We start from the raw sequence: 14,869 nt of genomic DNA on the forward strand, positions 1-14,869 counted from the left end.
GAGGTCGTGTCGGGGGCAATCCCTGCGTGCCAGTGGGTGCGTTTGGCGTGCGCCCGATTTCTCTCCGACCTGGCGCGTGACGCGGACTGGCCATACGAACTGGACGCGGCCGAGGCGGAGCGCGTCTGCGAGTTCACCGAACTCATGCCCCACACCAAGGGCAAATGGGCGCAGAAAAAAGAGCTGATCCGGCTCGAGCCCTGGCAGTCGTTCATCCTGGTGAACGTGTTTGGCTGGCGCCACCGGACAACACGGCTGCGCCGGTTCAGGACAATCCTGATCGTGGTCCCGCGCAAAAACGGGAAATCGGCTCTCTCTGCCCCTGTCGGCCTGTACATGCTGGCAGCGGACCACGAGGCCGGTGCCGAGGTCTATTGCGGCGCCACGTCAAAAAAACAGGCGTGGGAGGTATTTCGCCCCGCCCGTGAAATGGCGCTCAAGACACCGGATTTCCGGTCGTTCTACGGCGTGGGCGTCAATGCCTCGAACCTGCACGTCGTCAGCACAGGCAGCCGGTTCGAACCCGTGATCGGCAAGCCCGGCGACGGCGCTTCCCCCTCATGCGCCATCGTGGACGAATACCACGAGCATGACACGTCGGACCTGTGGGACACGATGTTGACTGGCATGGGGGCGCGTGACCAGCCCATCCTGTGGGGGATCACCACGGCAGGCTCGAACATTGCCTGCCCCTGCTACGACGAGATCCAGACCGGCCGGAAGATGCTGCAGGGCATTTTCGTGGACGACGAGCGGTTTTTCGTCGAATGGACGATCGACCCGGAAGACGACTGGACCACGATCGAGGCCCTGCGCAAGGCGAACCCCAATATCGGGGTGTCCGTGCAGGAGGAGTTCCTGATCGCGCGACAGACTGCGGCAATCCGAAATCCGCGCCTGCAGTCGACGTTCAAGACCAAACACCTCAACCTCTGGGTGAACGCCCGGAACGCATTTTTCAACATGCAGTCGTGGGCGTCCTGTTACGACCCGGCGTTCAGCGAGGATGCCCTGCATGGCCGTCGCGCCGTCCTGGCGATGGATCTGGCGTCCAAGAAAGACATCGCTGCCCTGCAGATGCTGGTGCCTCTCCCTGACGGTCGCATCGCGACGTTCGGGCGCTATTACCTGCCAGAGGCAGCGGTCGAGAACGCGGACGGTGCCGATCACTATCGTGGGTGGGCCTACGGCACCGACGGCAGCCTCCCATCCCTGATCGTAACCGACGGGGAGATCATCGACTACGAACGCATCGAGGCGGATATCGACCTGCTGCGCACGCAGTTTGTCGTCGACGAGATCGTGTTCGACCCGGCACAGGCAACCTATCTGGTCACGCGCCTGATGTCCAAGGGCGCGAACGTCGTCCAGTTCGACCAGAACGCCCGGAATTATTCGGAGCCGATGAAACAGGTGGACGCTGAAATCGACGCGGTGCGGATTGTCCATGGGTGCGGCCCCACCCATCCCATGACGTGGATGATGTCAAACGTGGAGGCCCGCGTGGACGCCAAGGAGCAGGTCTATCCACGAAAGGCCGAAGGCAAAAACAAAATCGACGGCCCCGTCGCCCTGATCATGGGCAGGTCCCGCCTGCTGGTGGATGACGGCGCGTCAGTTTACGAGGAACGGGGGATCATGGTTCTGTAATGGCCCTACTGCCATCATTGTTTTCCCCGCGCCGGGCGGTCGAACGCAGGGAGCCACGTCTCAGTCTGCCCGCAACCCGTACCAAGGCGGACGGCTTTGCATCGGGCTCCTACCCATCATGGCTGTCCGCAGGCCTCGGGGCGCTGCCATCAGCCACCGGCCTGCCGGTCACGCCGTTCACGGCGATGCAGGCCGCAGCCGTGTTTTCGTGCGTGAACCGCATATCCGAGGACCTGGCGAAAATACCGCTGCAGGTGCAGGAAATCCTGCCCAACGGACGCGGTGCCCTGGTCACGACCACACATCCGCTGGCGCAACTGCTGGCGTCACCCAATCGCTGGATGACCGCCTATCAGTTCTGGTTCTACGTCACGGTCTGCCTATGCATGCGGGGTAATTCCTACGTGGCCATCGTGCGCGGCCAGAATGGGCAGCCCCGATCGCTCATCCCGATCATGCCCGACCGCGTGTCGGTGCTGATGTCACCACGCGGCTGGATATTCTACCACATCAGCCATCCGCTGGTGGGGGAAGGCATCCGCCTGCATCAGGATGACATGATCCACTTGCGCGGGTTTACGCTGGACGGATACATGGGCATCTCGCCCATCATGGCCTGCCCCGAGGCAATCGGGCTTGCCATCGCCGCCCAGCGGCATGGCGCCACGCTGTTTCGCAATGGTACGCAGATTCAGGGCGTCCTGAAAACGGCCAAGTCGCTGTCGAAAGAGACGGCCGCCCGTATCGCGAGCAGCTGGCGCAATGCCTACGGCGGCGTCGATAACACCGGCAAAACCGCCGTGCTCGAGGAAGGAATGGAATATGAGCGCATCGGCATGACCGCCGATGAAGCGCAGTTCCTGGAGGTGCGGGAAAAAGAGGACATCGACATCTGCGGCATGTTCGGTGTCCCGCCCCACAAGATCGGTCGTGGCGACAAGGTCACGATCAGCAATTTCGAGAACGCCAGTCAGGAATACATTGACAACGCCCTGATCCCGAAGGCCCGCCAGGCCGAGGAACAGATCCACAGTCGACTGGTGTTTTCGGAAGAAAAGGCGCGGCTGCGGGTGCGCTTTAATTTTGACGAACTACTGCGTGGCGACATGCAGTCGCGTGTCACGGCCGGGGTAGCCGCCGTCAATTCCGGGCTGATCAGCGCGAATGAATGGCGCGCCCGGGAGGGCATGAACCCCTATCCCCGCGGGGACGAGTATCGCGTGCCCCTCAATACCGGCGCGGCATCGACCGCGCCCGCAGTCGATGACCCGGCCCGCATCACCGCGCCGGACCCTGCCGCCCAGACCTGATGGGATATGCGCCGCATGGCGAAACTCATGACCACCAAGCGATTCAAGTCGCTGGCCTGCAAGGGCCGACACCCCGAAAACGTCCAGATCCGCAAGGACGTCATCAGCGAGGTGCAGCCGGGACCGTCCGAGCGCACCCTTCGCTACGTCATTAGCACGCCGGATCCCGACCGCGAGGGCGACGTCATTTCCATCGATGGGTGGGACCTGACGAACTACCGCAAAAACCCGGTTGTCCTGTGGGCGCACGACCAGGACAAATTCCCGATCGGGCGCTGCGTGGATATCGGCGTCGAAGATGGTATGCTGAAAGCCACCGTCGAGTTCGCACCGGCGGATATCCCGCATGCAGGTGATCGCGCCGAAGCGGCGTTCCGTCTGAGCCGCGACGGCTTCCTGCCCGCCACGAGTGTCGGTTTCCGTCCGCTGGAATACGACATCTCCCGTGAGCGGGAGGACGATGACACGTTTTTCCTGCCGATGGATTTCAAACGGCAGGAACTGCTGGAGTTCAGCCTGGTCAGCGTGCCGTGCAATCCCGACGCACTGCGCGACGATGACCCTGAAAATGACGGGACGGGCACCGACCCGACCCCTTCTCCAACTTTGCCGGAAGCCCCCGATGCGCAGACGCGCGCGGCAGATCCCGACATCGAAAAGGCAGAGCGCGAAGCGGCGGCCAGCCGCAATCGCATCGCCCGTCAGAAGCGTGCGCGTCAGGCACTGGCGTCCACCCTCTGACCACCGAGTGACGGCCCGGACGGGCCTCCTCCCCGCTTGATCATGCAAGGCGCCTTCGGGCGCCTTTTTTATTGACCGGAGCGATCATTGGTCAAACTCCATGAACTGAAGAACAAGCGCGCCCAGAAGGTCGCCGCCATCAAGGCCCTGGTCAACAAGGAGGCCGGCCTCCCCGACGACGAGAGCCTGCCGCAGGAAGACCTCGACGCCATCTCCCAGTTGCAGGCCGAAATCGCCGCACTGGACGACCGCATCGGTCGCGCGGAAGCGGTCCTGAACCTTGAGGGCGAGAACGCCGATCCGCTGGATCCGGAAAATGAACCGCAGACCATGGGCGACCCCGATACACCGCTGGACAACGAGGAACGTGGTTTCGGCCCCCGTGTCACGCGCAGCGCCTATCGCGTCGAGCCCGCGCTGCGCCAGCAGGAGCCCAAGGGGTTCAAGGCGGCACGTTTCATTCTGGGCCAGTTGAAGGCCAAGACGTGCGGCATGCGTGAAGCCTCGGCATGGGTGGAAAAGCGTTTCCGCGACAAGGAAGTCGCCAAGGCGCTGAACACCACCGGCACGGCCGCCGGTGGTGCCCTTATCCCGCAGGCCTTCGCCACCGAGATCATTGAACTGCTGCGCGCCCGCACCGTGGTCCGTGATTCCGATCCCACCACGATCCCCATGCCGGGCGGCAACCTGACCATTCCGCGTCTCGCGGCGGGTGCCAGCGCGGGATACACCGGGGAACTGGATGACATCAGCGTTTCGCAGGAAACGTTCGATGACTTGCAGCTCAACGCCAAAAAGCTGACCGCGCTGGTTCCGGTCAGCAATGACCTGATCCGCCGCAGCCCCATCGGCGTGGAGGCCCTAGTCCGCGACGACCTGCTGCAGACCATGGCGCGCCGTGAGGATCTGGCGTTCCTGACGGGTGACGGCTCTGGCAACAGCCCGATCGGGATGCTCAACCAAGCGGCGGCGGCCAACAAAATCATCGCGACCGCGCTGCCCGTTGCGACCGGCGATGCCGCCACGGATAACGCGGCGATCCTTACGGCAGTCGTTTCGGTGCTGCAGGGCATGCTCCTGCTGCTTGAAAACGGCATGAGCATGATGATCCGCCCGACGTGGATCACCACACCGTCGGTCAAGATGTATCTGATGACGCTGCGCGACGGCGTGGGCAACTTCGTGTTCCGCGACGAACTGTCCGGTGACGATCCGCGCCTGATGGGACATCCGCTCAAGATCAGCCAGCAGCTGCCGTCGAACATCAACACCGGCACCACGGCCGCACCCGTGAACAACGGGGCCTACATCTTCATGGCCGACATGAAGGACGTGGTGATCGCGGACACATACGAGATCTATATCGATGCGTCCGACGTGGCTGTCTACCAGGACACGAGCGGTGCGCAGGTCAGTGCGTTCCGTCGTGACCAGACGGTGTTCCGCGTGATCAGCGAACACGATTTCGGCCTGCGCCATCAGGCCTCGCTGGCCGTCGCCACCGTTCCGGGCTGGGCACCGACCGGTTACACGCCCAATGGCGGCGCCGCCTACTACGTGCAGGCGCCCAGCGGCACAGGCTCGGCTGCGGCCAGCACGTGGGGCACGCCGCCCACGGGCTCCAACAACCCCGGCAACGGCGCGACGGTTGCACCGGGCGGCACCGAAGCGGGCATCGCGTAAGGAGAATTGGACATGCAGTTATCAGGCGAACAGACGGTGCGCTTTACCCGCTCGTGGCAGTGTTACAATCGCGGGGTGGAGGCCGGGTTTTCCCCGGCCCGTGCCGCCATGCTGGTCAGGCTCGGCGTGGGGATCATCGTCAATGATGGCCGCACGCCACAGGGCGATTCCTCCCAGAAGGCGCCCGTTCGCGGGACGATGAGGAAGGGCTGACATGGACACGCCATACCGCACCGTCGAACAGATTTCCGGCGTGAAGCCCCTGACGGTCGATCCGACCGCCAGAAACGCGCAGAGCCTCTCGCCAGGTCTGGAAAATATCGAGGGCAGCACGGTGCCGGGTACGTCCCGGTGCCATGTCCGTGGCCCGCAGCAGTCGCCCGTCGATCCTGCGGCGGCGGGACTGGACACGACCCGCGTCGTGCAGAGCGCAAGCGAACGCGCCAGGGCGACGGAGACGACACCGCAGGACGTGCCGGTCTCCCCCGCGCCTGTCGCTACGGCACCAGCAGCGACCAAGGTCGCTCCTGCGACCACCGCATCCACGCCGTCCACCGCGTAACGGAACTGCCTGAATGTACTCTTCCGTCTCGGTCGTGACGCCCCCGGCCACGGAACCTGTCACGGTACAGGTCCTGCAGCAGCATGCCCGTATCGATTACGATTACGACAATACCCTGCTGGCCATGTATTTGACGGGCGCGCGCCAGGCGGTGGAGCAGTTCCTCGGGCGCGCCCTGATCACGCAGACCCTGCGTTGGGTCATGGCGCATCAGGCCCCCATCAACCAGTTCCCGCTCGTCCCGTTCACGGCCTATATTTTCCCGCTGTGGATGCCCTATTCCATGCTGTTCCAGCGGCCGATCGAACTTCCGCGCGCGCCGGTGCAGGCCGTCAGTTCGATCTCCGTCGGGGAATGGGGGCAGTCAGACACCGTCCTGTCGACGGACCAGTACTCGCTGGACCTGATGACGGACCCGGCGCGTGTGCGCCTGCATGCGGGCGTTGCAACATTGCCGTCCGATCATATCGTGATCGACTTCGTAGCCGGGTATGGTGCGGACGGAACATCCGTCCCTCTGCCGATCCAGTTGGCCATCCTGATGATGGCGACGTTCCTGTATGAACATCGCGGCGACGACGGGGGCGAAATGCCCGAGGCCGTGAAAAACCTGCTGTGGCCGTACCGCCTGTACAGCTTCGGGGATGCCGATGCCTGAACCCCAATCGTTCCCGCTGGGCCGCCTGCGCTGGCCCGTGCAGATCGTGCAGCGTGTGCAGGTGCCTGATCCCAATAGCACGAGCGTCGTGGAAACCCCTATGCCGGTGGCCACCGTGCGCGCTGACGTGCAGCCGGTCGGCGCCCTGACGTTCTGGGGGGCTGCTGGTGGAAACGAGCAGGTCGACAGCCCCATAACGCACCGCATTTTCATGCGCTGGCAGAACTCTCTGCCGAACGCCTACGCTATCACCCGTTCGACCCTGCTGCCGGACGGCACGACCCGGACCGAGACATTCCGCGTGCGTCGAATCCGCGAGATCGACGGCCGTAAGCGGTTCGTAATCGTGGAGTGCGAGGAGGAAAAGAACGTCTGATGGCAACACCGGCAATCCGGATGAATGTCACCCTGTCGGCGGACAATCTCGTATTTGACAAAAAATCCCTCGCCCGTGTGTTCCGGCAGGCTGGAAGCGAGGTCGCAGCCACGGCCCGCACCCTACTGCGGCAGAGTTCTGGTGGCGGCAGGTTGTATTACGGCCCCGGCGGCTCAGCAGGGCCATATCGCGGGGGATACAAGGCGGGGAAATACCGGGCATCCGCGCCCGGACAGATCCCGGCCAAGATCACTGGCACGTTGGCCCGCTCGATCAAGGTGCGGCCGTTCCGCTCCGGCGAAGGCGTCGCGATCCGTGACACGGCATTTTATGCCCTGTTTCTCGAGGCCGGTGCCCACGGCGGCGGACGGAGCAGCTCCGGTGGCGCGGGTGGTCGCGCGACCAAAGGAACGCAGATCAGCGGACGCACCTACCGCCGGGGCAACAAGGCGGTCGGGAAATCCCGTGTCCTGACGGCACGCCCATTTCTCGAAATAGCCCTGGCGCAACGGGAAACCTCGCTCGGCCCACGCATCCGCCGCGCGGTCCAGCAGGGCATCAAACTGGAAAAACCATCCGCGTGATGTCAGCCTGCGATCAGTCTTCGTTTGGCTGTATCAAATTCCTCCTGGGACAGGACGCCGACCTCTTTAAGTTTTGCCAACTGTGAGAGTTGGGAGACCAGGTCGGGCGCAGTGTTCACAGTCTCCAGGCGCGCAGCGTTGTCGCCGCGCATGGCGATTACTACGTCGAGCAATATAATTCATGAATATCGATACGATCATCAGCCAGATGCGGACCTATGCTCCGGTCTTTGGCGGTCGGGTGGCGGGGGCTGCTGAATATGCCCTTGCCCAGGATCAGGCATGGATGGCGTGCCCCTGCGGGTACGTCGTGCCATTGGATGACGAGCCCGGCCCCAATCTCAAGCTGACCGGACTGCAACAGGTGGTGACCGAGACGTTCATGGTCATGTGCCTGCTGGATAACAGCACCGATCGCAGGGGGCAGGCCGCCGCGACAACCGCAGTCAGCGATTTGAAAACCAGTCTATTTTCAGCGCTCCTCAACTGGCGTCCTCCCGATATCAACGCCGCGCAGGGGTTCCGCTATGCGCGCGGCGGCCTGGTCGGTGACCCGAACCGGGCGCGGCTGTGGTGGCAGTTCGATTTCTCGATCGACGTGACCATCACCGACGTCGAGGGGTTCCAGATCCCGATCACCCCGCTGGACGAGATCAAGGCCAGCATCACCGACCAGACGAGCGGCGACCCGTTCGCCACGTTCGTCGCGGACAATCTCCAGAAATAATCCAGGAAAATATGCGCCTTTATCCTGCTGCGGGTCTCCAGATCCGCGACCCGATCACGCACGCCGTGATCCCGGCCAGTGGCGTCGAGGTCCCCGACCGCAACGGCATCCCCGCCTCGTTCTACTGGCAGCGCCGTCTGCGCGTCGGTGACGTGACCAGAACGTCCCCCGCCACAACGCCTGTTGCCCCCGCCAAGGCATCCAGCGCCTCCCCGGCCGCATCCGCCGGGACCGCTGCTGCAACGCCATCCCCCATTCCTGCAACACCGGCTGCGGCCACAACCGCTGAACAGGCCCACGCATGAGCGGCTTGATCACGTTCAACAGCTACCCGACCAGCCAGCGCACGCATGGCGTATTTGCCGAGATTGATCCCCAGAATCAGGGTGGCAGCCAGAACCTGCGCACCCTGATCCTCGGCCAGAAGCTGTCCAGCGGGAACGCGGTCGCAAACACCCCATTCCTCGCGACCGGCATTTCCGACGCTCGTGTCAGCCTGGGGGCCGGGTCCATCGCGGAACTGATTTATACACGATATCTGGACGCAGATTCATTTGGCGAGGTCTGGATTGCACCACAGGACGATGATCCTGCGGCGGTCGTGGCAACGGGCTCACTGACCGTTTCCGGCACCCTGACGGCCAGCGGCACAATCCCGCTATATATCGGGGGTACCTATGTCGCGGTCGGCGTGACGCTGGGCATGGCGTTGACGGACATTGCCGCCGCGATCGTGGCCGCCGTCAACGCCACCCAGGACATCATGGTCACCGCTGCGCCGGGCGCGGCCAATACCGACGGCAGCGTGCCCGTGACGTTCACGGCCCTGAACAAGGGGCCGTGCGGGAACGAGATCGACCTGCGCGCCGCCTATCTCGGCAGTGCAGGCGGCGAAAACATCCCCGCAGGCCTGACGCTGACGTTCACCGCCATGTCCGGCGGGACGCAGAACCCGGACACCGGCCTGTCCGCCACGCTCCTGAATCTGGGCGAGCAGACGTTCGATTTCATCATCATGCCCTATACCGACACGGCATCGCTGGACCTGCTGGATCAGTTCCTCGACGATACCACGGGACGCTGGGCGTGGAGCCAGATGCTGTATGGCGGGTATTTCTGCGCCCTGCGCGGCACGGTCGGTGCCCTGGGCACGGCTGGCGCAGCCCGCAATGCGTATCAGGGCACGCCGATGGGGTTCGATGACTCTCCGGATCCCGCGTGGCTCTGGGCGGCGGGATATGCCGGGGCATGTGCCGTCAGCCTGCGCGCGGATCCGGGCCTGCCGCTGCAGGATCTGGTCATCCCGGTAAAAGCACCGCCGCTTGCCAGCCGGTTCGACATTTCGGAACGCAACACGCTGCTGTATGACGGGATCAGTACGTTCACCGTCAATGCAACCGGGCAGGTCGTGATTGATCGGGCGATTACCTTCTACCAGAAGGACGCCGCCGGTGGCGCCGACACGACCTGGCTGAACGTCGAAACGCCGTACAGTCTGGTGGCCCTGATCCGCGACATGCAGGCGTGGCTGCAGGCCATCTACGCCCGCAAGAAACTGGTCGCCGACGGGACCAATATCCCCGGCGGATCCAATCTGGTCACCAGCCAGACCGTCCTGGCATCTGCCATCGCGCGCTACAAACAGTATTGCGACGACGGGAATGCCCAGAACTACGCCGCGTTCAAAGCGGCCGCCAGCGCCCAGAACCTGGGCAATGGCACCGTCGCGCTGCTGTTGCCCTTCAACCTGGTCGGGCAGTTGCGGGTAATCGCGATGAAAGTCAATTTCATTCCTGGATAACTGATGGTCGATATCTATAGCGGAACGCCCTCGCCGCAGAACGCGCGCGCGGGCGTTGCCAGTCTTGAAATCAACGGCGTCGCCGTCGATGTCGCAAGTGAGCTGACCTACGACGCCACCACCGTGAAACGGGAATACCTCGTCGGGCAGAGTGGCCTGCAGGGATGGACGGAAAACATCAAGGCCGGGTTCATCTCGGCCACCCTGCGCGATTCCGCGACCATGTCGCAAGCCAACATCGTCAATATCGGCCCCGTCTCCGTCGTCGCGATCCTCGCCAGCGGCAAAATTGTCGCGGGTTCCTACCTGATCGCCACCGACGTCGGTGGCGTGAACACGGCCGAAGGCACATTCGAGGTCAAATTCGAAGGCCCGGTCATGGAAAGCAGTAGCTGATGCAACCCATTGCCATTCCCCTTGATCCGCCACTGCGCCATGCCGGGGGCGAGATCCCCGAACTTGTCCTGACCGAGCCCGAGGCGCAGAAAATGTTTCTCGCCTGGCGCGCGATCGAGACGGGCGCAAACCCGGAAGCGTCCGTGATTTTCGCCCGCGATCTCGTCGCCAAGGCCAGCGGGCTTCCCGAATCCGCAGTCAACGATCTGCCCATTTCGATCATGGTAACCGGTGCAGAACGGCTGTCGGATGCAATCGCATCTGAGGTCGAAAGTTTCGAGCTGGACGAATCAGAAACAGAGTTCGTGTTTCCCGCGCCGGTTACGGTGGGGAATATCGAATATACCTCGCTGTCCCTGCGCGAACCCACGTCGGGGGAGGCCATCAAGGCAAACAGTCACCTGCGCAATTCGCAGGGGCCTGCATCGCAGTTACGATACCAGATGGCCTTGGTAAGTCTTGTGACCGGTGTGCCGTCCGCGAACGTGCATCGTTTCCCCGTCACGATCGTGATGAAGGCTGCGCGCGCGATCGAGGTTTTTTCCATGGCTGGCCGTCAAACTGGCGCCAGCTGACCTGGGATCTCGCAAAACACTACGGGTGCGACCCGGCGGCGTTCTGGGGCATGACCGGGTCGCAGTTGATTGAGGCCTGCCGCGAAGCAAACCGGCAGGCAAAAGAAGCTGCGCGCGCGCAGCAATAATTTCCCCAGTTTCTCGGGTTGAGGTGTCATGGCCGGTTACGCCGTTACGATTTCAGCGGTCGACAACCTGTCGAAAACGCTGAACCGCATCAACCAGAATGCGAACCGTGCCCTGGCCCCGTTCCGGAAACTGGGGGGAGCGGTCACACGATTGATGCACACGACCGGCGTTTCCGGGATTGCGCGCGCGCTGGGCAATATCGGCCGCAGTGCGCGGGATGCATTCCAGCGCCTGTCATCCATCATTGCCCCGCTCGGTGCCATTTCTGGCGCGGCCACGCTGGGCGGCATGTACCGCATGGTTGCTGCATGGTCCAACTGGGGCACCGAACTGGGGAATGTCTCACGCAATATGGGCATTACCGCCCAGACGCTGGGCACCCTGCAGGGTGCTGCCCAGATGGCAGGCTCCTCGGGCGAGGCATTGACCAACGGCCTGGGGGCGCTGGGACAAAACCTCTACGACGCGGTCGGCGGCAGGAATGCCAGCGCCGTGGTCATGATGAACACGCTGGGCGTGGCGTTCCGTAAAAATGCCACGCAGGCCCGCAGCGTGACAGACGTGTTGCCAGAACTGGCGGACAAGATCGCGTCGCTCAAGGATCCGTATGCGCAGGCGCAGGCCGCATCGGCCCTGTTCGGCGGATCCGCCGCCGCCATGCTACCATTCCTGCGCCGTGGGTCCGCTGGAATCCGTGAATACCAGCAGGCCGCCGAACGCTATCTGCACATCACGCCCCAGACGGCGCAGGCCGCCGATACGTTTCGTGAAGCGCAGACGCGTCTTACGCTTGCCGTGGAGGGTCTGGGAAATCGCATTTCCGAACGTCTGGCCCCGATATTGGGGCCGCTGCTGACGCAGTTTGCGGACTGGATTGCGACAAACCCGAAAGTCACCGCAGGCATAAATGCGCTCGGTGACGGGGTGCAGCGTTTTGCCGACTGGCTCAAGGCCATCGACTGGAATGCTGTGGGACAGAGATTCCAACGATGGGGAAATCGTATCCTGTGGGTGACAAACCTGCTGGGAGGTCCAGGAAAAGCAATCCGTGACCTATTGGTCCTGATGGCGGGTGGCTTTGCCATGCGTCTGGCTGCCCCGTGGTTTGGGCTTGGCTTCGCCATAGGGAAATCCATACTCAAGCTGGCCTTGTGGATCAGGGAGATGCGAGTGGGGACAGCGGCAGCCAAGGAGGCGGCTACGGCACAGGAAGCTCTCGCTGCCACGTCAGCCGCAGGGAGGGGCGGCATTGGATCGATGGCGACGCGCGCCGGAGCCGCTGTACGTTCTCTAGGGCGTGTGATTGTGTCAGTGGGGGCAGGTATCATCCCGGCCCTGGTCTCTCCTGCAGGACTGGCCGTTGCTGCCGTCGCAGGAATAGGTCTGGCCGCCTATGAGATATGGAAGCACTGGAGCGGCCTCAAAAATCTGTTTTCCGGCCTATGGGACGGCATCATCAGTGTTTTTCAGGGGGCCTGGAGTAACATCTCCCCGGTCCTCGACCGCATGGAAAATGCGCTTGACCGTGCGGGGGGCACCAGCGGAATGCGGGCATCCGGGCCTGCTTCAGGCAGCAGTCTGTCCAGTGCCCAGACCAGCCAGCGCACGACCGAAGCCATGCGCTATTTTGTCAGTCAGGGCTGGACGCCCGGTCAGGCCGCCGGGATCGTAGCCAACCTGCGCCGGGAAAGCGGGCTGAACGAACGCGCCGTCGGGGACGGTGGGCGCGCTGCTGGGGTTGCCCAGTGGCATCCAGATCGACTGGCGGATATCGAACGACATTTCGGCATGTCTATCTGGCGCATGAACTATGCGCAGCAGTTGCAGGCCGTCAATTACGAACTGCGTCAGGGCGCCGAACGTGCGGCCGGACGGCACATCGCAATGCAGGATACCGGCCGCGAAGCAGGGGCTGCGACCTCCCTGTATTATGAACGTCCTGGTGACCGCGCGGGAGAGGCTTACCGCAGGGGCGCGCTGGCTCAGTCCATACAGGCGGATTTCATGCGTTCGCAGGGTGCTGCGGGCGCGCCGATGCAGGTCGCGTCAATCTCGACAGGACCGGCTGGCGGAGCCTCGTCGGGGTCAACAACGATGGCAGGCAGCCGGGCGCAGGACACTGTACATCGTGTCGAGGTCTCCGCCGCGCCAGGAACACGCGCCAAGGTGACGGACCCGTCTGGCGCCACCCGTGTCGTGCGTAGCAACGTGACCAGGACAGTGCCGTGATTGTTGAAGAACTGTTGTTGTCGTGGTTGGAGCAGCTCCAGCCGGCCTCGTGGCGTGGCGTCCCGTTTGCGGTAGAGCGTTCCGAAACCCGAATGGGTCGTCGCACAACCGTCCACGAATATCCCTACCGGAACGAGGTCTGGGTCGAAGATCTCGGCCGGGGTGTCCGGGGATATTCGTTCTACGGGTTCGTGGTGGGCGATGACTGCTACCAGCAGGAACAGGCATTGCTGGCAGCGGCCGAACAGCCGGGACCGGGCATCCTGTACCATCCGACCCTCGGTTCTCGAACCGTATGTCTGGTCGGCCCCATCACCACGGAACAGCGCGTGGACCGGGGGCGGGCCGTCGGGGTGCGCATGGAATTCATCGAGAGTTCCGACCCCATCTATCCGTCCGGCTCCACGAATACGCAGGCGGCTGTCGGCACCGCAGCACTGAGCACAACGTCGGCGATAACGTCCGATTTTCTGTCTGGCGTCGGCTCGGCCCTGACCGAGGGTGTGGACGTCGTGACTGCTGGTGTCGCTGCCTCCCGATCCATGGGCGGTGAGGTCGCGGCCCTCGGTTCCGATCCGGGACTTGTCCTGTCTGCAGTAACAGGCCTGTCCGGCAATTACGGACGGTACGCCAACGGCAGCCGCACGACGCTCCTGTCCGGCGTAACTACACCGGAGCAGGCCATCGGCCGCGTCATTACGGCCCGCACCGGCATCACTAATGCAGGTGTCCTCACCACTCAATTGGCTGGAAATCTGTGACTGCGGCAACAGACAACGGATATTGCGCATCGGTGCAGGCATTGACCGAATCCCTGCGCACCGCGTGCGCGGATCCGGCTGACGCCATCCGCCTGCTCCTGTCACTGGCGACGTGGACGCCGACGACACTGCCGTCCACGGCGCCGGTTGGTGCCGCGATCGCGACATTGGTCGGCGCCATGGGGCAGACGCTCCGGCGATGCGCGCTGGTGTCACTGGCCAACGCCTGCGCCGAATACGAGCCGTCGTCGTATAACGATGCTCTGTCGATTCGAGCACAGGTGGTGCAGGCGTTTGACGTCGAAATCCTTGCCGCTGCTGACGCATACCAGGATGCGACCTATCAGGCGCTCCGATCCCTGCGCACCGCTGTCGTTATCGACATCACGACACGCGGTGCGCAACTGGCGGCACTGATCACTGTTACTACGCCTGCTCCCGACAGCGCGCTGTCCCTTGCCTATCGCCTGTATGGCGATGCCACGCGGGCGGACGACCTGATCAGTAGGGCGGATCCCGTCCATCCCGCGTTCATGCCCACCAGTTTCGAGGCGCTGCAATCATGACAACAACGGTTATGCACGTGACCGCGCACCGGCGGCATCACGACCCGAATCAGTTGCGCCTGGTCATCGGCGGAAAATCATACGCAGGGTGGCAGGAGCAGCGGGTCAGTTGTGGCGTGGA

Annotated in this window: 18 protein-coding genes; 17 read left to right on the plus strand and 1 reads right to left on the minus strand. The window is 63.4% G+C overall.

Annotated elements, in window-relative coordinates; genetic code table 11:
• The first annotated feature begins 6 nt into the window (after window positions 1-6).
• The 9 genes from FYB92_RS04470 to FYB92_RS04510 all read left to right on the plus strand — a co-directional run bounded on the left by FYB92_RS04470 (window position 7) and on the right by FYB92_RS04510 (window position 7,564).
• Window positions 7-1,650 (plus strand): terminase TerL endonuclease subunit, encoded by a 1,644-nt coding sequence (locus tag FYB92_RS04470; protein ID WP_332828262.1) that lies wholly within the window; start codon window positions 7-9, stop codon window positions 1,648-1,650.
• Complete coding sequence (locus FYB92_RS04475; RefSeq protein WP_332828263.1) at window positions 1,650-2,960, plus strand: phage portal protein; 1,311 nt, start codon at window positions 1,650-1,652, stop codon at window positions 2,958-2,960. Before FYB92_RS04470 ends, FYB92_RS04475 begins: the two co-directional genes overlap by 1 nt.
• A gap of 27 nt (window positions 2,961-2,987) precedes the next feature.
• Entirely contained in the window at window positions 2,988-3,701 is a 714-nt protein-coding gene (locus tag FYB92_RS04480) for a hypothetical protein (protein ID WP_332828264.1), read from the plus strand.
• A gap of 87 nt (window positions 3,702-3,788) precedes the next feature.
• On the plus strand, window positions 3,789-5,384 hold the full coding sequence (locus tag FYB92_RS04485) for a phage major capsid protein (RefSeq protein WP_332828265.1): 1,596 nt from the start codon (window positions 3,789-3,791) through the stop codon (window positions 5,382-5,384).
• A gap of 12 nt (window positions 5,385-5,396) precedes the next feature.
• Window positions 5,397-5,597 carry a hypothetical protein gene (locus FYB92_RS04490; RefSeq protein WP_332828266.1) on the plus strand — a complete coding sequence of 67 codons (201 nt, stop codon included), beginning with the start codon at window positions 5,397-5,399 and terminating at the stop codon, window positions 5,595-5,597.
• A 1-nt stretch (window position 5,598) separates the two neighbouring features.
• Complete coding sequence (locus FYB92_RS04495; RefSeq protein WP_332828267.1) at window positions 5,599-5,946, plus strand: hypothetical protein; 348 nt, start codon at window positions 5,599-5,601, stop codon at window positions 5,944-5,946.
• Window positions 5,947-5,959: 13 nt separating this feature from the next.
• Entirely contained in the window at window positions 5,960-6,604 is a 645-nt protein-coding gene (locus FYB92_RS04500; RefSeq protein WP_332828268.1) for a head-tail connector protein, read from the plus strand.
• Entirely contained in the window at window positions 6,597-6,980 is a 384-nt protein-coding gene (locus FYB92_RS04505; RefSeq protein ID WP_332828269.1) for a head-tail adaptor protein, read from the plus strand. The genes FYB92_RS04500 and FYB92_RS04505 overlap by 8 nt, the downstream gene beginning before the upstream one ends.
• Window positions 6,980-7,564: a hypothetical protein gene (locus tag FYB92_RS04510; RefSeq protein ID WP_332828270.1), complete on the plus strand. Its 585-nt coding sequence runs from the start codon at window positions 6,980-6,982 to the stop codon at window positions 7,562-7,564. The genes FYB92_RS04505 and FYB92_RS04510 overlap by 1 nt, the downstream gene beginning before the upstream one ends.
• Before the next feature lie 2 nt (window positions 7,565-7,566).
• On the opposite strand, the gene FYB92_RS04515 is transcribed toward FYB92_RS04510, so the two are convergent.
• Window positions 7,567-7,737, minus strand: a complete 171-nt coding sequence (locus FYB92_RS04515) for an SHOCT domain-containing protein (RefSeq protein WP_332828271.1) — start codon at window positions 7,735-7,737, stop codon at window positions 7,567-7,569.
• A gap of 8 nt (window positions 7,738-7,745) precedes the next feature.
• Here FYB92_RS04515 and FYB92_RS04520 point away from each other — a divergent pair, with 8 nt between their 5' ends.
• The 8 genes from FYB92_RS04520 to FYB92_RS04555 all read left to right on the plus strand — a co-directional run bounded on the left by FYB92_RS04520 (window position 7,746) and on the right by FYB92_RS04555 (window position 14,748).
• Complete coding sequence (locus FYB92_RS04520; protein WP_332828272.1) at window positions 7,746-8,291, plus strand: hypothetical protein; 546 nt, start codon at window positions 7,746-7,748, stop codon at window positions 8,289-8,291.
• Window positions 8,292-8,302: 11 nt separating this feature from the next.
• Window positions 8,303-8,596, plus strand: a complete 294-nt coding sequence (locus tag FYB92_RS04525) for a DUF2635 domain-containing protein (protein ID WP_332828273.1) — start codon at window positions 8,303-8,305, stop codon at window positions 8,594-8,596.
• The gene (locus FYB92_RS04530) at window positions 8,593-10,092 is read left to right on the plus strand and encodes a phage tail sheath subtilisin-like domain-containing protein (protein ID WP_332828274.1); all 1,500 of its coding nucleotides are present in this window, start codon (window positions 8,593-8,595) and stop codon (window positions 10,090-10,092) included. Before FYB92_RS04525 ends, FYB92_RS04530 begins: the two co-directional genes overlap by 4 nt.
• Before the next feature lie 3 nt (window positions 10,093-10,095).
• Window positions 10,096-10,488, plus strand: coding sequence for a phage tail tube protein (locus tag FYB92_RS04535; protein WP_110094086.1), 393 nt, complete (start codon window positions 10,096-10,098; stop codon window positions 10,486-10,488).
• Window positions 10,488-11,063 carry a phage tail assembly protein gene (locus tag FYB92_RS04540; RefSeq protein ID WP_332828275.1) on the plus strand — a complete coding sequence of 192 codons (576 nt, stop codon included), beginning with the start codon at window positions 10,488-10,490 and terminating at the stop codon, window positions 11,061-11,063. The genes FYB92_RS04535 and FYB92_RS04540 overlap by 1 nt, the downstream gene beginning before the upstream one ends.
• 156 nt (window positions 11,064-11,219) lie before the next feature.
• Window positions 11,220-13,421, plus strand: coding sequence for a phage tail tip lysozyme (locus FYB92_RS04545; protein ID WP_332828276.1), 2,202 nt, complete (start codon window positions 11,220-11,222; stop codon window positions 13,419-13,421).
• Window positions 13,418-14,182 (plus strand): DNA circularization N-terminal domain-containing protein, encoded by a 765-nt coding sequence (locus FYB92_RS04550; protein ID WP_332828277.1) that lies wholly within the window; start codon window positions 13,418-13,420, stop codon window positions 14,180-14,182. Before FYB92_RS04545 ends, FYB92_RS04550 begins: the two co-directional genes overlap by 4 nt.
• On the plus strand, window positions 14,179-14,748 hold the full coding sequence (locus tag FYB92_RS04555; RefSeq protein WP_332828278.1) for a hypothetical protein: 570 nt from the start codon (window positions 14,179-14,181) through the stop codon (window positions 14,746-14,748). The genes FYB92_RS04550 and FYB92_RS04555 overlap by 4 nt, the downstream gene beginning before the upstream one ends.
• Window positions 14,749-14,869: the final 121 nt, after the last annotated feature.

This window comes from Novacetimonas sp. GS1 (genome assembly GCF_036686925.1).
Classification (GTDB): domain Bacteria; phylum Pseudomonadota; class Alphaproteobacteria; order Acetobacterales; family Acetobacteraceae; genus Novacetimonas; species Novacetimonas hansenii.